General features: G+C 64.7%; 16 protein-coding genes, 1 tRNA gene, 2 rRNA genes and 3 pseudogenes (1 of these 22 running past the window's edge). 12 read left to right on the top strand and 10 right to left on the bottom strand.

The features are described from left to right. The first annotated feature begins 123 nt into the window (after window positions 1-123). Together EDF69_RS00535 and EDF69_RS00540 are read left to right on the top strand one after the other, a co-directional pair. Window positions 124-312, top strand: a complete 189-nt coding sequence (locus EDF69_RS00535) for a hypothetical protein (protein WP_239555203.1) — start codon at window positions 124-126, stop codon at window positions 310-312. A gap of 899 nt (window positions 313-1,211) precedes the next feature. Continuing rightward, entirely contained in the window at window positions 1,212-2,315 is a 1,104-nt protein-coding gene (locus EDF69_RS00540; RefSeq protein WP_132884640.1) for an IS630 family transposase, read from the top strand. Between the two features lie 30 nt (window positions 2,316-2,345). Here the strand turns inward: EDF69_RS00540 and EDF69_RS00545 are convergent. Beyond that, window positions 2,346-2,801 (bottom strand): annotated as a pseudogene (locus EDF69_RS00545) (IS5 family transposase); the annotation flags it as partial. A 50-nt stretch (window positions 2,802-2,851) separates the two neighbouring features. Between EDF69_RS00545 and EDF69_RS00550 the strand changes: the two are divergent. Continuing rightward, window positions 2,852-3,877, top strand: a complete 1,026-nt coding sequence (locus EDF69_RS00550) for an IS110 family transposase (protein ID WP_132884636.1) — start codon at window positions 2,852-2,854, stop codon at window positions 3,875-3,877. Between the two features lie 240 nt (window positions 3,878-4,117). Here the strand turns inward: EDF69_RS00550 and EDF69_RS00555 are convergent. After that, window positions 4,118-4,456 (bottom strand): annotated as a pseudogene (locus EDF69_RS00555) (transposase); the annotation flags it as partial. A 384-nt stretch (window positions 4,457-4,840) separates the two neighbouring features. Between EDF69_RS00555 and EDF69_RS00560 the strand changes: the two are divergent. From EDF69_RS00560 to EDF69_RS00575, 4 genes are all read left to right on the top strand, one after another. Next, window positions 4,841-5,056 carry a hypothetical protein gene (locus EDF69_RS00560; protein ID WP_204991278.1) on the top strand — a complete coding sequence of 72 codons (216 nt, stop codon included), beginning with the start codon at window positions 4,841-4,843 and terminating at the stop codon, window positions 5,054-5,056. 127 nt (window positions 5,057-5,183) lie between these two features. Then, window positions 5,184-7,646 (top strand): membrane-bound PQQ-dependent dehydrogenase, glucose/quinate/shikimate family, encoded by a 2,463-nt coding sequence (locus EDF69_RS00565; protein WP_425336568.1) that lies wholly within the window; start codon window positions 5,184-5,186, stop codon window positions 7,644-7,646. A 191-nt stretch (window positions 7,647-7,837) separates the two neighbouring features. Continuing rightward, the gene (locus EDF69_RS00570; RefSeq protein ID WP_125960852.1) at window positions 7,838-8,275 is read left to right on the top strand and encodes a hypothetical protein; all 438 of its coding nucleotides are present in this window, start codon (window positions 7,838-7,840) and stop codon (window positions 8,273-8,275) included. Beyond that, window positions 8,272-9,228, top strand: coding sequence for a cation transporter (locus EDF69_RS00575; RefSeq protein WP_204991279.1), 957 nt, complete (start codon window positions 8,272-8,274; stop codon window positions 9,226-9,228). The genes EDF69_RS00570 and EDF69_RS00575 overlap by 4 nt, the downstream gene beginning before the upstream one ends. Before the next feature lie 39 nt (window positions 9,229-9,267). Here the strand turns inward: EDF69_RS00575 and EDF69_RS00580 are convergent, their stop codons facing one another. The 4 genes from EDF69_RS00580 to EDF69_RS00595 all read right to left on the bottom strand — a co-directional run bounded on the left by EDF69_RS00580 (window position 9,268) and on the right by EDF69_RS00595 (window position 14,322). Then, window positions 9,268-10,206: an NADP-dependent oxidoreductase gene (locus EDF69_RS00580; RefSeq protein ID WP_125960850.1), complete on the bottom strand. Its 939-nt coding sequence runs from the start codon at window positions 10,204-10,206 to the stop codon at window positions 9,268-9,270. Window positions 10,207-10,251: 45 nt separating this feature from the next. Then, the gene (locus EDF69_RS00585) at window positions 10,252-12,243 is read right to left on the bottom strand and encodes a protein-L-isoaspartate(D-aspartate) O-methyltransferase (RefSeq protein WP_204991280.1); all 1,992 of its coding nucleotides are present in this window, start codon (window positions 12,241-12,243) and stop codon (window positions 10,252-10,254) included. Window positions 12,244-12,246: 3 nt separating this feature from the next. Next, complete coding sequence (locus tag EDF69_RS00590; RefSeq protein ID WP_125960848.1) at window positions 12,247-12,435, bottom strand: DUF3008 family protein; 189 nt, start codon at window positions 12,433-12,435, stop codon at window positions 12,247-12,249. A 78-nt stretch (window positions 12,436-12,513) separates the two neighbouring features. Beyond that, window positions 12,514-14,322 carry an AsmA family protein gene (locus tag EDF69_RS00595; RefSeq protein WP_239555205.1) on the bottom strand — a complete coding sequence of 603 codons (1,809 nt, stop codon included), beginning with the start codon at window positions 14,320-14,322 and terminating at the stop codon, window positions 12,514-12,516. Between the two features lie 187 nt (window positions 14,323-14,509). Here EDF69_RS00595 and EDF69_RS00600 point away from each other — a divergent pair, with 187 nt between their 5' ends. Beyond that, window positions 14,510-15,541, top strand: coding sequence for a sodium:calcium antiporter (locus EDF69_RS00600; RefSeq protein ID WP_132884613.1), 1,032 nt, complete (start codon window positions 14,510-14,512; stop codon window positions 15,539-15,541). A gap of 529 nt (window positions 15,542-16,070) precedes the next feature. Here EDF69_RS00600 and EDF69_RS00605 read toward each other — a convergent pair. Continuing rightward, window positions 16,071-16,460: a four-helix bundle copper-binding protein gene (locus EDF69_RS00605; RefSeq protein WP_132884612.1), complete on the bottom strand. Its 390-nt coding sequence runs from the start codon at window positions 16,458-16,460 to the stop codon at window positions 16,071-16,073. Between the two features lie 239 nt (window positions 16,461-16,699). Here EDF69_RS00605 and EDF69_RS00610 point away from each other — a divergent pair, with 239 nt between their 5' ends. The 4 genes and pseudogenes from EDF69_RS00610 (at window position 16,700) to istB (ending at window position 20,843) form a co-directional block, all read left to right on the top strand. Further along, complete coding sequence (locus EDF69_RS00610; protein WP_125960844.1) at window positions 16,700-17,818, top strand: NAD(P)-dependent alcohol dehydrogenase; 1,119 nt, start codon at window positions 16,700-16,702, stop codon at window positions 17,816-17,818. 155 nt (window positions 17,819-17,973) lie between these two features. Beyond that, window positions 17,974-18,398 (top strand): annotated as a pseudogene (locus EDF69_RS00615) (transposase); the annotation flags it as partial. Between the two features lie 109 nt (window positions 18,399-18,507). After that, window positions 18,508-19,995: an IS21 family transposase gene (gene istA / locus EDF69_RS00620; protein WP_132884630.1), complete on the top strand. Its 1,488-nt coding sequence runs from the start codon at window positions 18,508-18,510 to the stop codon at window positions 19,993-19,995. Window positions 19,996-20,009: 14 nt separating this feature from the next. Beyond that, complete coding sequence (gene istB / locus EDF69_RS00625; protein WP_204991410.1) at window positions 20,010-20,843, top strand: IS21-like element helper ATPase IstB; 834 nt, start codon at window positions 20,010-20,012, stop codon at window positions 20,841-20,843. Window positions 20,844-21,475: 632 nt separating this feature from the next. Here the strand turns inward: istB and EDF69_RS00630 are convergent. The 3 genes from EDF69_RS00630 to EDF69_RS00640 all read right to left on the bottom strand — a co-directional run. Continuing rightward, window positions 21,476-21,552: transfer RNA gene (locus tag EDF69_RS00630), tRNA-Met, on the bottom strand. A 48-nt stretch (window positions 21,553-21,600) separates the two neighbouring features. Next, window positions 21,601-21,715: ribosomal RNA gene (gene rrf, locus EDF69_RS00635) — 5S ribosomal RNA — on the bottom strand. A 97-nt stretch (window positions 21,716-21,812) separates the two neighbouring features. After that, window positions 21,813-22,907 (bottom strand): 23S ribosomal RNA (locus EDF69_RS00640); it runs 1,699 nt beyond the window's last position.

The following is a 22,907-nucleotide window of genomic DNA, read 5'->3' on the forward strand; positions in this document are numbered from 1 at the left end:
ACGAGTGCCCAAGGCGCCGGTGATGATCGGGCCAGGCGACCAGATGGGTCAGCCACGCGCCGGAGATACAAACATCTTTACGTATGTTAAAGCGTTCTAGCGAAATGTCGAGGAAAAGGAGGCATGATGCCAGAGAGTCAACCTGCACCAGAGCCGCTCTATTGGTCCCACCGGGCAGAACAGGAACTGGAGAATGCCCAGCGCGCAAAGCACCCGGCCGCGGTCAAAGCGCATTATCTGCTTGCAGGTTATTATCTCGACCGCCTTTACGGACCGGACAGCGATGCGAATGGCACCGACAGCAAAGGTTGAAGCAGGTTGGGCGGCCCGCTCGCCCGGGCGGGCGGGCGGGCCGGCTAAGGGAAGAGAGTGGTCATTTCTAAGTGCCTTGCTTCTTAAGCACCAGCGAGGTGATACGAACGGGCTTTCCTCGCGCCGCGCAAATTAAGCCTCTTGTGTGGCTCGAAACCTGAATGATCTGACGGGCGACGACGCCGGGGTCGCCGGTTTGAATCCGTAGGTCTCCTGAATGCGGCTCGCGGTCACGTACATCGTACCGGCAGGTCCTTCCAACAGGATGTCCGGCCCCTGGACAACCATATCCGAATTGCCGCCGTTCCAACAAGTAACCGAGTTGTCGCGCGGAGAAGTGATGAACAGCGCTTTCTGCTGCTCATCCACAGGCCAAACACCGTGACCACGCCGAAGGCGATCAGCGCCTCGACAAGAATTTACGCACCGTTCCGTCCCATCCTGTGGCTCCTGACCGCTTTGCTCGCCTGCCAAGTCTGAACTGCCCGCCTGGCGTGCCGTTCCAGGTTCCAGACGATTCAGTCGCTCGCGAATGTACGGGGCAGAAGGTTCTGGAAGGCCTCGCGCTTGACGGATGCCTGCTGTATCGGGGTGCCGCGGCTCGCCTTCGCCCGCTGGCCTCTCGCCCGTCGTGATCCCGCCATTTGCAAGGCGGCGAGCGCGAAGCAGGACGGCACCCGCTTCCCGTCAATCAGTACGGTGCAGGCACTGCACTGGCCCCGGCCACAGCCCTTTGGTGCGCGTATGGCCGACATGTTTGCCACTGCGCGGGCAGAACCACCGGCGGCGTCGGCCGAGAGCAGGTGATTCGGCAAATCCAGCCACGACCCCCCGATGCTAGTCACCTGGAACTGAAGTAAGTCGCATTGTATGCTGGCTCCGCTGATGAGGAGCTTGGCATGGCGAACGCGGGCGGCCGACCGACGATGCCTCTGGTGTTGGAGGCGGAGGAGCGGGACTATCTGGAGCGGCAGGTTCGCCGGCGGCGGGTGTCTCGCTCGATGTCGGAGCGGTGCCGTATTATCCTTCGCTGTGCGGACGGTATTCAGAGCAAGGTTGTCGCTGCTGAGTTGGGCGTGCACGAGCACACAGTCGGTAAGTGGCGACGGCGCTTCCTGAAGGACCGAGTTGAGGGACTGATGGACGAGGCTCGGCCCGGACGACCGAGAACGATCGACGATGATCAGGTTGCTGCCGTGATCGAGCGCACACTCCGCTCCACGCCAACTGACGCGACCCACTGGTCGATACGCTCGATGGCGGGTGCGACCGGCTTCTCCCACACGACGATCCGGCGCATCTGGTCGGCCTTTGGGCTGCAACCGCATCGGTCGGAGACGTTCAAGCTGTCGAGCGATCCCCTGTTCGTGGAAAAGGTCCGCGACATTGTCGGGCTCTATCTCTCCCCGCCTAACCGCGCGTTGGTGCTCAGCGTCGACGAGAAGAGCCAGATCCAGGCGCTCGATCGAGAGCAGCCGGTCCTGCCGATGATGCCAGGAGTACCCGAGCGGCGCACTCACAGTTACGTCCGTCACGGCACGACCTCGCTGTTCGCAGCGCTCGACATCGCTTCGGGGTTCGTGATCGGCAAATGCTACAAGCGTCATCGCGCCGCCGAGTTTCTGGACTTCCTTAAGCAGATCGACGCCCAGGTGCCGCCCGATCTCGATGTCCACATCATCATGGACAATTACGCGACCCACAAAACCGCGCTCGTCCGGGCCTGGCTCGCCCGCAGGCCGCACTATCATGTGCATTTCACGCCGACTTCGGCTTCGTGGATCAACCAGGTCGAGCGCTGGTTTGCCGAACTTACCCGCAAGCAACTGCGCCGCGGCGTCCATACCTCCACCAATCAGCTCGAGCAGGACATCCGTGCCTTCATCGAGCGCCACAACGAGAACCCGAAGCCCTACCGATGGACCAAGTCCGCCGACGAGATACTCGCCTCCGTAAAGCGCTTCTGCCAAGCCGCAGACCGTACGTTATGCGGCGAACTTTAGATTCAGGTGACTAGGGTCAGGACTCGTTGATTACAGCCAGAAGATGACGGTGGCAGCGAGGGCGATGGCGGAGAAGAAGGCGGTCGGGCAGCGGTCGTAGCGGGTTGCGACGCGTCGCCAGTCCTTGAGGCGGCCGAACATGATCTCGATGCGGCTGCGGCGTCGATAGCGGCGCTTGTCGTACCTGACCGGCTCGTTGCGGGACCGCCGCCCTGGGATGCAGGGTTGGATGCCCTTGGCCTGGAGCGCATCCCTGAACCAGTCGGCGTCGTAGCCGCGGTCACCTAGCAGCCACTGAGCCTTCGGCAGGTCGTCCAGCAACGCGGCCGCCCCGGTGTAATCGCTGACCTGCCCGGCGGTCATAAAGAAGCTCAAGGGGCGTCCGTTCGCATCGGCTACGGCATGGAGCTTGGTGTTCATGCCGCCCTTGGTGCGTCCGATCAGGCGGCCAAGGCCCCCCTTTATGGATGGCTCGCCCCTTATCTGAACCGTTGTTGCTTCACGACAGCGGGTCGTTTGCGGAAGGAGCGAAGGTCATGGACATTTCTGTGCTCGGGATCGATCTTGGCAAGAACAGCTGCAGCGTGGTTGGGCTGGACGCAATTGGCAAGGTTGTCGTCCGCCGACGAATGCGGCGCGAGACAGTCATCACCTACGCGGCGACCTTGCCGGCCTGCGTTGTGGCGATGGAGGCCTGCTGCGGTGCGCATCACATGGGACGTGCCTTGGCGCGACAAGGCCATGCGGTACGATTGATGTCGCCGGAATACGTCCGCCCTTACGTCAAGGCGCAGAAAAACGATGATCGTGATGCCGAGGCGATCGCCGAGGCGGCGACACGGCCGACTATGCGGTTTGTCGAGCTAAAGACCGAGGAGCAACTCGACATGCAGACGCTCCATCGTATCCGTGACCAGCTTGTCGGAGACCGCACCTCCCTGATGAACCAGATCAGGAGCCTCCTCCTCGAACGCGGTTACATCGTCCCACAGGGGCGTGCAAAGCTTGCCCTTCGGCTGGGTGAGATGCTGGATGGTGACGAACCGGTACTCGGCTCCCGCATTCACCGGCTGGTGAGCGACATGCGCCTGCGCTGGAGCGCGCTCGACGAACGGATCGCAGATCTCGATGCCGAGTTCACCGATGCGGCTCGGGCGGATGAACGGACACGGCGATTGCTGACCATTCCCGGCATCGGTGCGCTTAATGCCACTGCGCTGGTGGCAGCGATCGGGGATGCCCGGACCTTCGGGCGCGGGCGCGACCTTGCCGCATGGCTGGGCTTGGTGCCGCGGCAGGCAACGACCGGAGGCAAGCCGCGGTTGCTCGGTATCACCAAACGTGGGAGCCGTTACCTGCGCAAGAACCTGATCCAAGGTGCGCGTGCGTCCCTGCCGGTCATGAGCAAGAGCGATACGCGACTTGGCGCCTGGCTGCGCGGTCTCCTCTCACGTTCTCATCACAACACCGTCGTGGTGGCATTGGCCGCCAAGATGGCGCGTATCGTGTGGGCGCTGCTGCGACACGAGCGCACCTACGATCCGGTTGCACAAGCAGCCTGAACAAGCTCGGCCGGCGCGCCTTGCGCCAGCTAAATGATGTCTGCGGGAGGTGAGTGAAAGATGGCCTGACAGTCGACCGGTGTCCCGGAACCCTATGGCTAAAAATGGCACTCGATGCCGGCCCCTTTATGAGGACCAGGACGCGCGGATCTCCATCTTGGCCAACAACCTCGTGTTGGAAGGCCGGATACGTTTTCGCAGACTGCTCAGAACATCAGACACAAACCGCTTGCCGACGGGGCGAGCCATACGTTTTACCCGCAGGCTCGATGCCGTGCGGTGCGCCTTCAGGTAGGTGGCGTCGATCATAACCGTCTTCGGCTCGGCGCCTGCCGCCGCCAACCCTTCCATCATCCGCGTGAACACGCCTGCCTCACCCCAGCGCTTCCATCGGTTGTAGAGCGTCTTGTGTGGCCCATAGGCGCTGGGCGCATCTCGCCAGCGCAGCCCATTGCGGTTGACGAAGACGATGCCGCTCAGAACCCGTCGGTCATCCACCCGCGGCCGGCCGTGGCTCTTGGGAAAGAACGGCCGCAGCCGCTCAATCTGCTCATCCGTCAGCCAAAACAGGTCACTCATTCCGGTCTCCTCGCGGAGCCTGAATCAGATCGCGACGATCACATCAATGGGTCCTGACCCTAGGGCTGTTCAGAAGGCCAGCCGCAAAATGACCCTCTCCGATTTGCGTTAGAAGAGGCGACCTGGGCTCCTACCGCGGCTCGGATGGCTTCATACCGTCGCGGCCTGCCAGGCCCGGCAGGGGGATTGCCTGAACCGACGCGTCATGCCGGAGTAAGCAGATGGCTCTTCGCAGAGCAGCGCGTCTGCTATAGCATACCCACCGGCTGCCGTTCGAATGTGCCTGAGCGCCTGTCAGCAGCACCCAAATACTTTGCCGGTCAAAAGCCATTCATGGAACGGATGCATGCTCCGTCCATTCACGCGTTCGAGAGGAGCGCGAGCATGACCACGACCAAGCACGGCAAGTTCGAAGGCGAAGGCCCGTTCACCAGCGACTTGGAGGATGATCCCGGCATCGGCCAGTCGCCTGGGCTGCTGCGCACCGGTGCAGATCCGGACGCGCTCGAAGCAGACAACACGCAGGAAGGCGACGTCGAGAACGACGCCGGCGTCCAAGGCGAAGCACGCGAGGGCGATCTCGGCCGATCCAACCCATAGCTGATCCGAAGGCACCGGCCCCAGGTCCGTTGCAGCAACTCAGACTTCGATCCGACCGGAAAGGGCGCTGCGCACTGGTGAAGCAGCATAGCTTGCGCGGCAACGGTCGTCGTGAAGGAGCCCCGTCGTGACCGACTCCAGAACCTCTTCCTTCGGCAGTCCCCCTTCGCAAGTGCAGGCGGGTCCAGAGACACGCCGGTGGGGTAGCTGGGGTTCGATCGTCGTCGGCGCCGTGATCGCGCTGATCGGACTGATCCTGGCGGCAGGAGGCGCATGGCTCGCCATGCTGGGCGGGTCCCTTTATTATCTGGTCGTCGGCGTCGCGATGGCGGTGGCAGGCGCTCTGCTCATCAAGGGGCGGCTTGCCGGCGGCTGGCTGTATCTCGGCATCGTTGCTGTCACCTTCATATGGGCATGGTGGGAATCGGGTCCGGATGCCTGGGCGCTGGTGCCGCGGATCGTCGCGCCCGTCGTGCTGCTGGTCGCCGTGCTGCTCGTGATGCCGACGCTGAGCTGGCGGCGTAACCGCTGGCAGCTGGCGCTGGGCGGCGTGGCGGCGGCGGTGCTGGTCACCGGGGTGAACCTGTGGGTGGCGGACGCCAATGCGCCCAATCCGATCTGGAGCCAGCTGCCCGCACCCGGCACCGCCGGGATGGCAGATCCGTCCGGTCAGCAGGTCGGCGCCGACTGGCCGGCCTATGGCGGCACGTACAGCGCCCGGCGCTACTCGCCGCTGGCGCAGATCAATCCGGCAAACGTCGGCAAGCTGGAGCGAGCGTGGTTGATCCACACCGGCGACCTGCCGAAGTCGGAGAAAATCCGGAACACCTATGGCGCGGAGACGACGCCGCTGAAGATCGGCGACACGCTCTATCTGTGCACCCCCAAGAATATCATGATTGCGCTGGAGGCGGCGACCGGCCGGGAGCGCTGGCGCTACGATCCCAAGGTGCCGGACGAGGCAATTCCCTATACCGCCGCGTGCCGCGGCGTCGTCTATTATGCGGTTCCGGGCATGGCAGCCGACCAGGTTTGTGCGACCCGGATCATCGAAGGCACGCTCGACGCGCGCCTGATCGCCGTGGATGCACGCAGCGGCCGGCTCTGCCCGGACTTCGGCACCAACGGCCAGACGGACGCGAAGGTCGGCATGGGAGAGGTGCCGCCGGGCTTCGTCTCGATCAATTCGCCGCCGACGCTGGTGCGCGGGGTGCTGGTGACCGGGCATCAGGTGCTCGATGGACAGGACCGCTGGGCGCCCTCTGGCGTGATCCAGGGCTTCGACGCGCGCACCGGTCAGCTGCGCTGGGCGTGGGACATGATGAACCCGCAGTGGAGCGGCTATCCGCCCGAGGGCCAGACCTGGGCACGCGGCACCCCCAACATGTGGACGATCGCTTCGGGCGACGAGCAGCTGGGTCTGGTCTATCTTCCGATGGGCAATGCGGCGGTGGATTATTACTCCAGCCTGCGCCGGCCGGAGGAGAAGCGGTTCGCAACCTCGCTGGTCGCGATCGACGTGACCACGGGCAAGCCCCGCTGGCGCTTCCAGGCGGTGCGCAACGACGTATGGGACTATGACTTCGGCGCACAGGCGACGCTCGTCGATTTCAAGGGCACTCCGGCGCTGGTGCTGCCGTCGAAGCAAGGCGACATCTATGTGCTCGACCGCCGCAACGGTCGTGCGCTGACGCCGGTGGGCGCGATCCGCGCCCCCTCGGGCGGCGTCGAGCCGGAGCAGCGCGCCGCCACCCAGCCGGTGTCGCTGTGGCACACGCTGCGCAAGCCCGACCTGGCCGAGCGCGACATGTGGGGCATGTCGCCCATCGACCAGATGATCTGCCGCATCCAGTACCGTAAGGCGAGCTACAAGGGCTTCTTCACGCCGCCCGAGGCCGGGCGTCACTCGATCGAATACCCCGGCTATAACGGCGGCACCGATTGGGGCGGCATCGCGGTCGATCCACAGCGCGGGGTGATCGTCGCCAATTACAACGACATGCCCAACTACGTCACGCTGGTGCCCCGCGCCGAGGCGAACAAGCGGGGCTGGGCGCCGCGCGATCAGGCGCGCGGCGACATCGGCGGCGCGGAGGGTGCCGGCGATCCGCAGGCGAACACGCCCTATGCGGTCGACGTGAATGCCGGCTGGCGCAACAAGTTCTGGCCGTTCTCGAAGAACGGCACCGGCATGCTGTGCAAGGAGCCTCCCTATGGCGGCATCCGGGCGATCAACATGGCCGACGGCAAGATCATCTGGGATCGTGCGTTCGGGACCGCACGCACCAACGGGCCGTTCGGTATTCCCTCGATGCTGCCCTTCACCATCGGCACGCCCAACAACGGTGGCGCGGTGGTGACCGCCGGCGGACTGGTGTTCATCGCCGCGGCCACCGACAATCTGATCCGGGCGATCGACCTGCGCACCGGCAAGACGATCTGGCAGGATGTGCTGCCGGGCGGCGGCCAGGCGACGCCGATGACCTATGAAGCGAACGGCAAGCAGTATCTGGTGATCATGGCGGGCGGACACCACTTCATGGAAACGCCGGTCAGCGACGCGCTGATCGCCTATGCGCTGCCCGATTGAGGCGGGTGCCCGGGAGCAGGTCGCGAAGGCGCACCCTGCTCCCGGCGACGGGCGGCTGGTGCCCGGGGCAGGTATCACGGTCGACAGAATGCAAGCCTGGCGGCGTATCGTTCCGCCCTTTTCCGAGGACCGCAGCCAGCTCGGCTTCCGCCTGATTCGGTAATCGGGCGAAATCCGATATGGGGTGGCGCATGCGAGCCCTGTTCCCCCTCTTCTTCTTTCTGTTGGCCAGCTGCGGGGACATCCCGCGCGATCCGGACGGCAGCCTGAAACGCATCCGGCGAGAACGGGTCCTGCACGTCGGAATGGTCGAGGGCGCCGATCTCCAGAGCATCCGCCGTGCCGACGCCCTGATCGCGGCCTTGGCGAAGGACACCGGGGCGAACCCGGCCGTGACCCGCGACGGGCAAGAGGCGCTGCTGCTGCGACTGGAAGCCGGCGACCTCGACATCGTGGTCGGCGGGCGTTTCGCCGAAGACACACCTTGGAAGACCCGCGTCACGCTTGGTCCCCCGCTCGCGTCCGAGACGGCAGCGGCAAGCACGCTGAACGACCATGCGGTGACACGCAACGGCGAGAATGCATGGATCATGCTGGTGCAACGAGAGGCAAGGAAGGTGGCACGATGAGCAACGCCCTGCCCGAAGCGCTCGTGCCGCTGATGCGCCGCGCCGAGCGGCTGGAATGGTGGTCGATCGCCTGGACGATCAGCGTGATCGCCGTGATGGGCGCGGCAATGGGATCCAGCCAGACGATGAAGACGGCCTGGATCGAGGATTGCCTGAGCCTGATCCCGCCGATCGTGTTCCTGGTCGCCGTCCGGGTTGAGCGCTGGGCGCCGACAAACCGGTTTCCGAACGGCTTCCAGCGCGCGCCCAGCCTCGCCTTCGCCATCGCGGCGGCAGCGCTGACGGCGCTCGGTGGAAGCTTGCTGGTGAACTCCGCGATGAGCCTGTTCGCGCAGGAACATGCCACCATCGGTGCCATCGACGTCTTTGGTCACGAATTATGGCTCGGCTGGGTCATGGTCGCAGCCCAGATCTATTCGATCGTGGTGCCGCTGGTGCTCGGCCGGCTGAAGCTGCCGCTGGCCAGGGCACTCAACGACAAGACGCTGTTTACCGACGCGCAGACCCAGAAGGCGAACTGGATGACCGGCATCGCCGGGATCGGTGGCGTGATCGGGATCGGGCTCGGCTATTGGTGGGCCGATGCCGTAGCGGCCGGCATCATTGCTCTGGACATCCTCAACGACGGATTGCGCGCCCTTCGTGCGGCAACGGCCGAGCTGGTGGACGGAACGCCGCGGGCTCTCGACAGTCCGAAGATCGCCGAAGATGCCGCCGCCATAGACCAGCTACTCAGAGCCCGCTTCCCGGGCGCGGAGGTCCGGTTGCGCGAAACCGGCCGGATCATCCACGCGCAAGTGATCGGCGCGACGCCTCCTGCACAAAAGGTGTATCCCGCAACCTATTGGACTGGGGATCCGGAACGATCCTGGCGCCTGGGCCAGATCAGCTTCGTGGCACCCGAGCCGGCTGAGCAGGAGCCCGCGGCATCCGCATCGAAGGGGAACGGCTGAGTCCTATGCCGGTGCTGACCGACCGCCCGCGCCGCTGATTTAGAAGGTCAGCACGATCTTTCCGCGGACATGGCCCTTCTCCAGCCGCTCGTATGCAGAGGGCGCGTCTTCGACGGGAAACACCGCGGCAACCTCGACCTTCACCTTGCCCGCGTCGATCAGCGCCGCGATTTCGCCGAGCTGCTTCGTGTTGACCTGTGCCAGCCAGCGTTCCGGCACGCGGATGTTGCGGTCCCTGCCCTTGTCGGGTTCGGCGACATCGAGCGTGGAGACGAGCGTGCCACCGTCGCGCAGCACGGCAAAGGACCGGGTCTGCGTCTCGCCGCCGACCAGGTCGAGCACGAGGTCGATGTCGGTCGCGACGTCCTCGAACCGCTGGTTCTTGTAGTCGATCGCCGTATCCGCGCCGATCGAGCGGACATAGTCGAGATCGCCCGTCCCCGCGGTCACGAACACCGTCGCGCCCTTTGCCTTTGCGAACTGGACGGCGAGGTGTCCCACGCCACCGGCACCGCCATGGATCAGCACGCGTTGCCCCGCCTGCAAGCCGCCGTGGTCGAACAGCCCCTGCCACGCCGTCATGCCCGCCAGCGGCACCGCGGCCGCATGCACGAGATCGATCGAGGCTGGCGCGGCGGCAAGCTCCAGCGCCTTCACCACCACATATTCGCTCTGCCCGCCGCGATCGAATCCGATGAAGGCGAACACGGGGTCGCCCTTGCGGAGCATATAGTGCGCACGCGTGCCGACCGCCTCGATCGTCCCGGCAAGGTCGCGGCCCAGGATGGCGGGCAGCGCGTCCTCGCCGACCGGCGGGAACTCGCCCTCGCGCGTCTTGTAGTCGACAGGATTCAGGCTGGCGGCGGCGACCCGGACCAGCACCTCGTCATCCTTGGCCTGGGGGATCGGGACCGGTTCGACCCGCAGCACCTCCGGCCCACCAAATGCGTGCACCCGTACCGATTTGCTCTCGTGCATCTGTGCCTCCTGAAACTTGGGCAGGCCCTTCTCGTGGGCCGATCGTCACTCGCCGAACGGATAGGTCTCGGGCATGCCGCGATGGTGCTCCGGACCCAGCGGCGTCACGGCGCGGGTCGTGTCGAACCACACATAGGCGTCGAACTGCTCGGGCAGGACCGCGTCGCTATAGTGGCTCCAGCGCTCCGTGTCGGGGCGATAGATGACGCCGATGAAGCGCTCCAGCCGCGGTTCCGCCAACGCGCGCCGCAGCGCCTCGTGCCGTCCGGGCGCAAGATCGAGCAGAAACCGCTCGGTGCCGCTGTCGTGGCATAGCCGCTCATAGCTGTCGCGACGGGAGGGATTGACGCGCTTCACCTCCATGTCGCCGTCCCAGTCAGTCGCTGCGGCCACGGTGCCGCTATGGGTGCCGAAGCCGATAGACGCGACCGCATCGCCCCACTCCTCGCGGCAGAGCTGCCCGATGTTCAGCTCGTCCCGCACCTGCCCCATGTCGGTCGCACGCGCGTCGCCGATGTGGCTGTTGTGCGCCCAGACGATCGCCTTGGCGTCCGGCCCCTTGGCATCCAGCAGATGGCGCAGGGTCTCGAACATGTGCGTGTCGCGCAGGTTCCAGCTCTCCGCGCCGCCATAGTACATGATCCGGTAGTAGCGCTCGGCCGACGCGACCAGCCGCGCGTTCTGCGCCGCATCCAGGAAATCGTCGCCGTCCTCCGCCGCATAGTCGAGCTGCTTCTGGAGCAAGGCCTGGCACTGCTCGATCACGGCCCGCTCGCACTCGGCATAGCCCCGGCTGAGCGCCGCGCGGCCATAGGTCGCCGGGTTCTTCTGCCAGGGCGTGAGGCATCCGTACCGCTCGCGCGCCGCGGCACCGGCTTCGGGATCGATCCGGTCCAGATAGTCGAGCACCGCGCCAATCGACCCGGACATGTTGTAGATGTCGAGCCCGTAGAAGCCGGCACGGTCGTGCATCGGCCTGTCGGCATTGTGCGCGTGCATCCAGCGGATCAGCGCCTGGACGTCGGTGTTGCGCCACATCCAGGTGGGGAAGCGCTGGAACGGCGTTTCCGCGCCGGGCCGCGGCTCGCGATGGCGGACGAAGCGGTCAACGGTGGCGGCATCCGGCCAATCCGCCTCGACCGCGACGATGGTGAAGCCGTGGTGCTCGACGAGGTGCCGAGTGATGGCGGCACGCGCCTGGTAGAATTCGCTGGTGCCGTGGCTCGCCTCCCCCAGCAGCAGCACCCGGCGATCCGCGAACCGATCGAACAGGCGGCCGAATGCCGGATCGTCGAACGCGGGCAGCGGCTCTGCCGCTTCGGCGATCATCTCCGGCAGCGTCTGCTTGCGCGAGGCGCCGGGGGTGTGATTGCTCGCCGAGCGGCTGCCATCCTCCGGCCAGCCATGGGCGCCGATCAGCGGCACGAACGTGACGGCGCCGAGATTCTGCTCCTCGAAGCGATCCTCGGTGAGGCGCGTCACCTTGCAGAGCTTCTGGTCGCCCGGTTCCCCCACCGGCACGATCAGGTGCCCGCCGACCGCCAGCTGCTGCTTCAGCGCATGGGGTATGTCCGGCCCGCCGGCGGACACCAGGATCGCGTCGAACGGCGCTTCGGCCGGAAGTCCACCGCTGCCGTCGCCACTCACGATCCGGACGTTGTCGTAGCCGAGCGCCTCGATCTGCGCCGCCGCGGCGGTGCCGAGCTGCGCATGTCGTTCGACGGCGAATACCCGTCCCGCGACCTGGCCGAGAACGGCAGCGGCGTAGCCGGATCCGGCCCCCACCTCCAGCACCCGATGCTGTCGCCCGATCTCGGCCGCCTCGATCATGGCCGCCACGATGAACGGCTGGGAGATCGTCTGTTCCGCCCCGATCGGCAGGGGCGTGTCCTCATACGCAAACTCGGCGAGCGCCTCCGACACGAAGCGCTCGCGCGGCACCGTGCGCATCGCGGCGAGCACTGCCGCGTCGCGGATGCCCCGGCGCGCGATCTGCACGTCCACCATCCTGGCGCGGGCGGCAGCGAAGTCGGTCATGGTTCAGCTCTTGCTGTCGTGCTCGGGCTTTCCCTTGCGCTTGGTGTGCGCCAACTCCTCCAGCTGCTTCTCGCTCATGGAGTCCTCCATGCTCTTGGAGGCACCTTTCAGCTTCGACTTCGGGGTGTCGCCGCGCTTGGCGCTGAGTGCGGCACCGGCGGCCTTCTGCTGGGCGGCGGACTTTGCGGGCATCTTCACTCTCCTTCTGACCGGTCAACGCCCTGGGTCAGCCATGGTGCCTCACCCAAGGCCGAAGTTGCGTCCGGCCGTTCAGCGCAACGCCTGTGCCGAAAGCGACGTGCAATCGGCGTCGGTGGCGAGCGCGCCCTGCCGGCCGGTGATCGTACGACCAACCGCCTTGAGGATGTTGCCCACGGACTTGGTCTCGTGCGGAATGGTAAGCCGGGGTGCGCTCAACGAGCCGGTGAGACGGGCCTCGCCCGGCAGGCGCAGCAGGCTCTTCTGCTTGGGGGCGCCCGTCAGGCGGATGGCGATCTGCTCGCGCGGGAACTGGATCGAGCCGCTGCCAACGAGTTGGCTCACGCTCGTATCGAGGACCAGCGAATTCACCCTTCCCTCGCCGCCGCTGACCGGCAGTTGCAGGACCAGGCAGCGCAGGGTCGCTCGCGCGTCCTTGTCGGCCGTCAACGCACCGACCGCATCGAAGCCGAGCGCTTCCGCATAGCGCGCGGGCAGCGCGCCGTCCCGGACGACCAGTCCCACCCGGCCGCTCGAGCGACCAACCGCCTGGCGGATGGTATCGCCGCGACCCGTCAGCCGCGCACGCGCTTGCATGCGGCCCGTGACGGGGCCGGCATCGGCAAACATCCTAAATTGGCTGCCCTCCGCCTTCAGATCGAGCGCGAGCGTCGGATGCGCGGCGCCTTCACGCTGGTCGACCGTCGCGCGTCCCGCCGCCTCGCCCCCGGAGAAGCCGAGCGTGAGCGGATCGATTTGCAGCCGCTGATGGTCCAGCACCAGTTTGCCGCTCAGCCAAGTCAGGGCAGGATCGCCGTTCCGGCTCGTCACCCGATCGATCCGGACGGTGAGCGTCCCGTCGAGCGCGTCGACATTGGCGAGGTTGATCCGGGTGTCGGGAATGACGCGCGGGCCGATCCTCTGCCGGCGCACCCGTCGCTCGGCCAGCCCCTGATCGGACGAAAGATCGTCGAAGTCGAACCGGCGGGAGGTGATCTCCCCGTCGAGCTTGGTGCGGTTGTCGCGTTTCTTCACCACGACCCGGCCGGCGATGTCGGAGCGGCCGATCGTCCCCATCAGCTTCGTGATCGTCCAGTCCCGCCCGTCATGGCGGACATGCGCCTTGAGCGCGACAGGCTGGGTGCGGAAAAGCCCCGCTTCGATCACGGCGTCGACCAGCTTGAGGTCGGCGGCGCGCGTGTCGAGATCGAGCGTCATGTGGCTCGTGTCGAGCGGGCGGTCCATCGTCCCGCGCGCGTGCATCGTCAGCGCCTCTCCATCGATCCGCGCCTGGAACGGCCAGTTATCCTGGCGAGACCGGACGATCGGCGCACCGGTCACTGCGATGCGAACGGGCGCACCGCGGATCGTGCCGTTGCCGACCACGCGAAAACCTTGCGCGTTCGATGCGAGGCCGAGGGTCGCGCGCCGATCCTGCTCGGCATCCTGGTAGCGGATGACGCTATTGCGCACGGTCACCGCCTTCAGGCCGATCCTGTCGCCGCTCCCGCTCCCCTCTTCTTCGCGCGACCAGTTGGTACGTCCGTCCTTTGTTCGGACCAACGCCAGCCGGAGACCGCTGATCTCGATGTCGCGTGGTTGCACCGCGCCGGTCAGCAGCGCCCAGACCGGAAAGGTTACCCGCGCCTCGTCCAATCTCAGAAAGTCGCCAGAACCGGCCCAGTCTGCCTGTGGAATACGGACATCGCGAAGTGCCACGGTCGGCGTGAAGCCGATGTGGTCGATCCGCTTCAGGCTGCCGATGACGACAGGACGTTCGAAATGCTTGCTCAGCCGGTCCGCCAGTACCCCTCGCAGGAGTCCCCAGGGAAAGAGCGCGATCACGAGCAGTGCAAGGACCAGCACGGCCGAGGCGCTCAAGATCCATCGACGAACCGTGCCCGCGCCCCCATCTGCCATCAAGCACGGACGTGCGGCAGTCCAAGATGTTCCCTGATCATCGGCGCGTCGGAACTCGGCTGGGTGCCGAGGCGTCGACGCGCAACATTGCGGATTGCTGCGGGTTGTTGGGGCGAAGCGAAGTAGCCTGGCTGGAGCGAAGTTCCTCATGACCGAACTTGTTGCCGGGCTGCCGCTCGCCGCGCTTGTTGCTTTCTTTGCGGCCGCCGCAGCCGTCGTCTGGTGGGCAGGGACGCACCTGACGAAACAGGTCGACCAGGTCGCCCAACGCTTTGATCTGGGTCAGGCGTTTGCGGGCATGGTGCTGTTGGGCGGCATCACCTCGCTGCCGGAACTGGCAGCGGTCAGCACTGCGTCCATCAGCGGCGACGCCACGCTGGCGGTCAACAATTTGCTCGGCAGTGCGGCGGTGAACATCCTGCTTCTGGTGATCGCGGACATCGTGTTCGGTCGAGACGCGCTGACCCGCGTCGCGGCACAGCCGGGCACGTTGATGCAGGGCGTGCTGGGCATGATGCTGATGGGCGCGGTCGCCAGCCTAGTACTGTGGGGGGACCTGTCCGTGGGCGGCGTAGGGCTAGGCGCGGTCGGCGTCGCGGTGGCGTGCGTGCTCGCGATGCGGATTTCCTCCCGCTACGAGCGGCGCGACGTCTGGCGGCGCACCGACGACGACCAAGAAAGCGCGCCCGCCAACGAGAAGTCCGATCCGCGCTCCACCGGTCGCATGTTGGCGAACCTGGCACTGCTTGGCGTCGCCATCCTGGCGGCTGGGGCGCTGCTGTCGCTCTCCGCCGACGGCATCGCGACGCAGACGGGGCTGTCCAGCGGAATGGTCGGCTTCCTGCTGGTCGCGTTCGCGACCTCCCTTCCGGAACTGAGTTCGGTGACCGCCGCCGTGCGGGCCGGCCGCTACGAGCTGGCGGTCGGAGACATCTTCGGAACCAACCTGTTCAACCTGGCACTGCTTCTGATAGCCGACCTCCTCAGCAGTGGCGAGCCGGTCCTGGCGGCGGCGGGCCCGTTCGAGGCGCTCGGCGCGCTGGTGGCGCTGCTGATGACGGGCGCCTTCGTCATAGGACTGCTGGAGCGAGGCAATCGTACGCTGCTGCGGATGGGCTATGATGCCATCGCAGCGTTCGCGATCTTTGTCCTCGGTGTTGCCGCGATGTCCACCCTCTAAGGGTTGGATCCAGGGTTTGGCGGCGCAGTCCTTTCGTTGGAACGAAAGGATGCTGCATGGGGCAGGTTTCTTGATCGCCATGCCCCCTGCGCCGCTTGAACAGCAATACAGCAACCGCAAGCTCCACTTGCGAGCGAATCAGTCAGCTCGATGACAGGCATCTCCGGCATGCGGAGCGCGAACAATACCACGGGTTCATCGCGACCGCTCGGTGCCGCGGCCATGCGCGCTGCTCGACGCGAGCTTCCCGCATCCCCCACGACCCGGATGAAGCCGAGACCTTCGTACAGCTGATGCGCGCGCTGGAACGAAGCGGAGCCGGATCCGACGAACCGCGAGCCCGAGCCAAGGTGAAAGCAATTAAGACGCTGTCGCTGGCTACCCTCTCGATCAGGGTGCCGAGAGTGGCGTGAACCCGCCCCGCCCCCGGGTGGCCAGAGCGTTCCGAAGAGGTTCGTCGAACCCTCGGGCCTCTCGAATGCTCGATTGCGCAATAAGTACCGTGGAGTTCACGAGAGCGTCGATCGGCTCACGAAATCTTCTGTAACGCTTTTCGACAGTCCTCAGCGCATTCGCGGCACATGTCTGCACAAAGCCGGCAGTGATCGTGATCATGTTTGGCGCACTCTTCGGCACAGATCTCACACGTGCGGATGCAGGTTTCCAGCATTGCGCGTAGCACCGCTTCGTTGCTGCCGGTGCGTCGGGTTGCGACCTTCATCGTGGCCTCGCAGACGTCGGCGCAGTCCATGCACGTGCGGATGCACTGCCGCATGTCCATCTCCTCGCCCGAGCAAGCGTCAGCGCACGACGTGCAGATCACCGAACAGAACATCGCGTGACGAACCGCTTTCGCCAGATCCTCGTTCAGGTTGCCCGCGACATCGGGGTGAGCGGCAATCATCTTGTGAATGGACATGGCCTTCTCCTTTGAAAAACCAGAACGGAGTTCAGCAGGCGCTGTTCCTCGGCATATCCTGTTCACGGGTGAAGGAGCGCCGCTGGAGGCGACCTGCCTAACCTATGTTCCTCAAAAGAGTTTTCTTGTTCGGCTCGGAACGCCCCGCCCGACCATCTGTTCTCGCTGAACTCGCGCCATCGGGCAGTAGATCCCGAAAACGGGCGAACACGCGCTACTCTGCTGGAGGCTGATCCACGATGCGCATCAAGGCGGCGGTCATGCAGAAGGCGGATGGAATGCTGACGCGGCGCCGGATCGAGCTGGAAGAAGTCGAGCTCGACTCGCCTTATGACGACGAGGTCCTGATCCGCATCACCGCATGCGGCGTTTGCGGAACGGACAAAGGGGCGATCCACGGCCTTGAGCCCTACCCCACGCCCGGCGTTCTCGGCCACGAGGGGGCCGGCATCGTCGAGGCGGTCGGGCGCGACGTGAAGAGCGTGAAGCCCGGCGACCGGGTAATGATCGGCTTTCCTTTCTGCGGCGAGTGCCGCACCTGTCGTCGCGGCGAAATGCGATATTGCGAGAAGGGGCAGGCGCTCAGTTTCAGCGGCTATCGTCTCGACGGCTCCAGCGGAATGAAGCGGCTGAACGGCGAGCCGCTCGCCGGGCGCTTCTTCCAGCAATCATCCTGGTCGACCCACACACTGGCCCTCGAACGCCAGCTGGCCAAGGTGCCGGACGGCATCGATCTCGACCTGTGCGGCCCCTACGGTTGCAGCATCTCGACGGGCGCGGGCACGATCCTCAACGAGCTGAAGCCCCTCCCCGGCAGTGCAATCGCCATCTTCGGGGCGGGCAATGTGGGGCTCGCCGCCGTCATGGCTGCCAGACTGACCGGCGCTACCCGCATCATAGCGATCGACAAGGTGCCTGAGCGGCTGGCGCTCGCACGCGAAATCGGCGCGACGCACAGTCTTGAACATGGAGCGGATACCATCGCCGAACTGAAGGAGCTGGTCGGCGGTCATCTCGACTACAGTGTCGAGGCGACAGATGGTTCGAACCTTGTCGGAGAGGCGATCAGCGCTTTGGGCCCGCGCGGAACCTGCGCGATGGTCGGCGGCGCCAAGATGACCGCCACGGTCAAATATAACCACCCCGACGTGCTCATGAACGGCAAGCATATCATCGGCGTGATGGGCGGGGGCGGGCAGACGCCGACGTTTCTCCAGAGCCTGATGGAGCTGCAGCGCCAAGGGCGCTTCCCGCTCGAGAAGCTCGTGCGCTTCTACGACCTCGCGGACGTGAATCAGGCTGTCGACGACAGCGATGCAGGCACGACCATCAAGCCCATCCTCCGCATGCCGCACTGATCAGGAGAGACAACATGGCCGACCACAAGAAGAAGGGCGACTTCCACAAGAACGGCAAGGACGACGAAGGCGGGAACAAGAAGCAGGACAACTGAGCTGCCCCCTTCTGAGTGGTCCATCGACTATGACAGTCTGGATCAAGGAAGGGACGACGAATGCCTTCGAAGAAGCACAAGCCCGAGGAGATTATCGGGAAGCTGCGTGAGGTTGAGATCATGCTGGGCCAGGGCGGGACGACGGCTGAGGCGTGCCGGCGGATCGCGGTCAGCGAGCAGACCTATTACCGCTGGCGCAAGGAATATGGTGGCCTGAAGACGGATCAGGCTCGGCGGATGAAGGATCTGGAGAAGGAGAACGCCCGGCTTCGGCGTGCGATTTCGGATCTGACGCTCGACAAGCTGATCTTGCAGGAGGCGGCAAAGGGAAACTTCTGAGCCCCGCACGGCGCCGGCGCTGCATCGATCATGTCCGGGACGTGCTGGATGTATCCGAGCGGCGGGTGTGCCGCGTGCTCGGCCAGCACCGGTCGACGCAGCGCAAGGTGCCGTGCGGGGCAGATGACGAAGAGGCGCTGACCGAGGTGTGAAGGGCGGTGACAAACCAGGCCACAGGACCGCCGGCGCAGTGCCGTCGGGGGCGGAGTAAAATCCGGCCAGTTGGTAAGCTGCTCCCTTTGCGGAGCGGCGGGGATGTTTGTCGTGGAGAGCTACGCAGCGGTCAGACGGTTTGTATTTGTCGAGGGGCATAGTCGCCGGGAAGCGGCGGAGGTGTTCGGGCTGAACCGGGATACGGTACGCAAGATGTGCCTGTATTCGGCGCCTCCTGGATACCGCCGGACGAAACCTCCGACCAAGCCGAAGCTCGGGACGCTGCTACCGGTTATCGACGCAATCCTGGCAGCCGACCGCGAGGCGCCGGGCAAGCAGCAGCACACGGCCAAGCGGATCTTTGAGCGGCTGCGCGACGAGCATGGCTATACGGGCGGCTACACGATGGTGAAGGACCATGTGCGGCTGTGCAGGGCCCGCGGGCGCGAGACCTTCGTGCCGCTGGCGCACCCGCCGGGGCATGCACAGGTCGACTTTGGCGAGGCGGTCGCGGTCGTCGGCGGGGAGCGGATGAAGATCCACTATTTCTGCATGTCGCTGCCGCAGTCGGATGCCTGCTTCTTCAAGGCGTATCCGCGCGAGACGACCGAGGCGTTTCTTGACGGGCACGTGTCGGCATTCGCGTTCTTCGGGGGCGTGCCGCTGTCCATCCTCTACGACAACACAACCATCGCCGTGGCAAAGATCTGCGGCGATGGAACGCGCGAGCGCACACGCGCCTTCACCGAGTTGGTCAGCCACTACCTGTTTCAGGACCGTTTTGCGCGTCCAGCGCGAGGCAACGACAAAGGCAAGGTCGAGGGGCTGGTGAAGTTTGCGCGCAACAACTTCATGGTGCCCGTGCCGGTCGCTGCCAATTTCGATGTCCTGAACGCCAGGTTCGAGGAGTCCTGCCGTACGCGCCAGGGCGAGCATGCCGGTCAGCACGCGCAGACCATTGCCGAGCGGCTGGCGGCAGACGTATCGGCATTGCGCACGCTGCCGTCCGTACCACTGGAGCCATGCGAGAAACGCGCGGCGCGCGTGTCGTCGACCGCGATGGTGCGCTACCGGACCAACGACTATTCGGTGCCGACCGCGTACGGCTACCGCGACGTGATGGTGAAGGGGTTCGTCGACGAGGTCGTCATCATATGCGCGGGCGAAGAGATTGCCCGGCACGCGCGTTGCTACGACGAAGGCGTATTCGTCTCCAACCCACTGCACTATCTCGCGCTCATCGAGACCAAGCCCGGTGCGCTCGACCAGGCGGCAGCCCTTCAGGACTGGAACCTGCCGGACATCTTCCAGCATCTGCGCCACCTGCTCGAGGCCCGGATGGGCAACAAGGGTAAACGCGAGTTCATCCAGGTGCTGCGGCTGCTCGAGGCGATGCCGCTTCCCATCGTCACGGATGCCGTGACCGAGGCAGTCCAGTTGGGCGCACCTGGTTTTGACGCGGTAAAACTCATCGCGCTGGCGCGTATCGAGCGCCGTCCGCCGCGCCTGGATTTAGCGGCGTATCCGCACGTGCCCAAGATGGACGTCAAAACGACGTGCGCGGCCGACTATGCGGTGCTGGCAGCATGACGGACAAGGACGCCATGCCGGTGGGCACGACCGCAGGTACGCCACAGGTGCTGCTCGCCCATCATCTCAAACAACTCAAACTGCCAACCGTTCTGCGCGAGTACGAAAAGGTCGCGCGCGAATGCGCGCAAGGCGGGGTCGACCACACGCGCTACCTGTTGCGGCTTATCGAGTTGGAGCTCATCGACCGCGAGCGCCGGACCATCGAGCGACGGATCCGCGCAGCCCGTTTCCCGGCTGTGAAGAGCTTCGACACCTTCGAGTTCACCGCCATCCCCAGCCTGAACAAGATGATGGTGGTCGAGCTCGCACGGTGCGAATATATCCTGCGCCGCGAGAACGTCATTGCGCTCGGCAACAGCGGGACAGGCAAGACGCATGTAGCCCTCGCGCTCGGCCTGGCGGCTTGCCAGAAGGGCTTCACAGTCGCCTTCACTACCGCGGCCTCGCTGGTGAACCAGTTGATGGAGGCGCGAGACGAGCGACGGCTGCTCAAGCTCCAACGCGAGATGGCGGCCGTGAAGCTGCTCGTCGTCGATGAACTCGGCTACGTCCCGTTGTCCCCGACCGGCGCCGAACTGCTCTTCGAGGTGCTGTCGCAGCGCTACGAGCGCGGCTCGACCATCATCACCTCCAACCTGCCGTTCGAGGACTGGACGCAGGTGCTCGCCTCCGAGCGGCTGACCGGCGCACTGCTCGACCGGCTCACCCACCATGCCACCATCCTGACCATGAACGGCGACAGCTATCGCCTCAAGCAGTCCACCGGACGCAAACGTCGCGGGGCGGAGCAAAACCAGGCCAGTGCCCTGTCCGACCCGGACACCGGTGAGATATTATCTTCCTGACCATCAGGCCGAGGACGGCAACGATATGAAAAGGGCCCCGATCGGGGCCCTTTTCATATCGTCAGCGCGCGCCTCAAGTGGCCTGCTTTTACTCCGCCCCGCTGGCCTGGTTTTGCTCCGCCGTTGACAGCTGCAGGCGTTCCTGGAAGAGTACGAGGCGGAGACTCGGCGACTGCAAGCCGCGAGTGTCGTTGTCCGCCCCGCGCGCGAGGTCGACTTGGCCGAAGTGAACGGCCAACTAGCGACCATCAAGGCGGCCATCCTCAAGGGCGTCGACGCCGCAATGTTCGTGGATGAGTTGAAGCAGCTTGGCGAGCGTCAGAAGCAATTGAGCGCCGAGCTTGAGATGAGCGCGTCCCGCGAGGACGTCCCCGCGCTGCTCCACCCCGATCTCGGCCCGCTCTATCGCGACCGAGTAGCGCGTCTCACGCAGGCGTTTGAGGATGAGGCACTCAAGGCACAGGCTTTCGAACGCATCCGCGCCCTTATCGAGGCAGTGGTGCTGACGCCGGAAGACGGCACGCTCGCGGTCGAGCTGCGCGGCGAGCTGGCGTCGATGCTGGAGCTATGCGCTTGCGCAGAAATGCAAAACGCCCCGGAAGCGGTTGCTTCCGAGGCGTTGCAAATCAAGATGGTTGCGGGGACAGGATTTGAACCTGTGACCTTCAGGTTATGAGCCTGACGAGCTACCGGGCTGCTCCACCCCGCGCCAGGGTGAATTGCATTGTGAATGGGTTGTGTGTGCACGAGCTTCAATGCCTGGCGACGACCTACTCTTCCATCGCTTGAGCGATAGTACCATTGGCGCGGTCTGGTTTCACGGCCGAGTTCGGGATGGGATCGGGTGGGTCACAGACGCTATAGCCACCAAGCAATGAAGCCGGTGCACACAAGTTTTTCAAATCGATGTTAAGGCTGAGGGTACATCCACATCTTGGACAACCAGGGTTGTCGTTGATGGTGGGACTCTTCAAGCGCGAATAGGACAATTAGTATCGGTTAGCTACACGCGTTACCGCGCTTCCACATCCGATCTATCAAGGTCGTGGTCTCCGACCGTCCTAAGAAATCTTATCTCGAGGGAGGCTTCCCGCTTAGATGCTTTCAGCGGTTATCCCGTCCGTACATAGCTACCCTGCTGCGCCGTTGGCACGACGACAGGTACACCAGAGGTACGTTCAACCCGGTCCTCTCGTACTAGGGTCAACTCCTCTCAAATTTCGACGCCCACGGCAGATAGGGACCAAACTGTCTCGCGACGTTCTGAACCCAGCTCACGTACCACTTTAATTGGCGAACAGCCAAACCCTTGGGACCTGCTCCAGCCCCAGGATGTGATGAGCCGACATCGAGGTGCCAAACAACCCCGTCGATATGAGCTCTTGGGGGTTATCAGCCTGTTATCCCCGGCGTACCTTTTATCCGTTGAGCGATGGCCCTTCCACGAGGGACCACCGGATCACTATGACCGACTTTCGTCTCTGCTCGACTTGTCAGTCTCGCAGTCAGGCTGGCTTATGCCATTGCACTCTAACAGTCGGTTTCCAACCGACCTGAGCCAACCTTCGCGCGCCTCCGTTACTCTTTAGGAGGCGACCGCCCCAGTCAAACTACCCGCCACAGAGGGTCCCTGAACCAGTTTCATGGTTCGAGGTTAGACAGTAAACAACAACAGGGTGGTATTTCACTTGATGGCTCCACACCAGCTGGCGCCGGTGCTTCAAAGCCTCCCACCTATTCTACACAGTTCTTGTCCACTGCCACTCTGAAGCTGCAGTAAAGGTGCACGGGGTCTTTCCGTCTAACCGCGGGTACTCCGCATCTTCACGGAGAATTCAATTTCGCTGAGCATGTCCTGGAGACAGTGGGGAAGTCGTTACGCCATTCGTGCAGGTCGGAACTTACCCGACAAGGAATTTCGCTACCTTAGGACCGTTATAGTTACGGCCGCCGTTTACCTGGGCTTCATTTCGGAGCTTGCACCCCTCCACTTAACCTTCAGGCACCGGGCAGGCGTCAGACCCTATACGTCGTCTTGAAGCCGACTTAGCAGAGCCCTGTGTT

Origin of the sequence: Sphingomonas sp. JUb134, assembly GCF_004341505.2 — a bacterium.
Lineage (GTDB): Bacteria > Pseudomonadota > Alphaproteobacteria > Sphingomonadales > Sphingomonadaceae > Sphingomonas.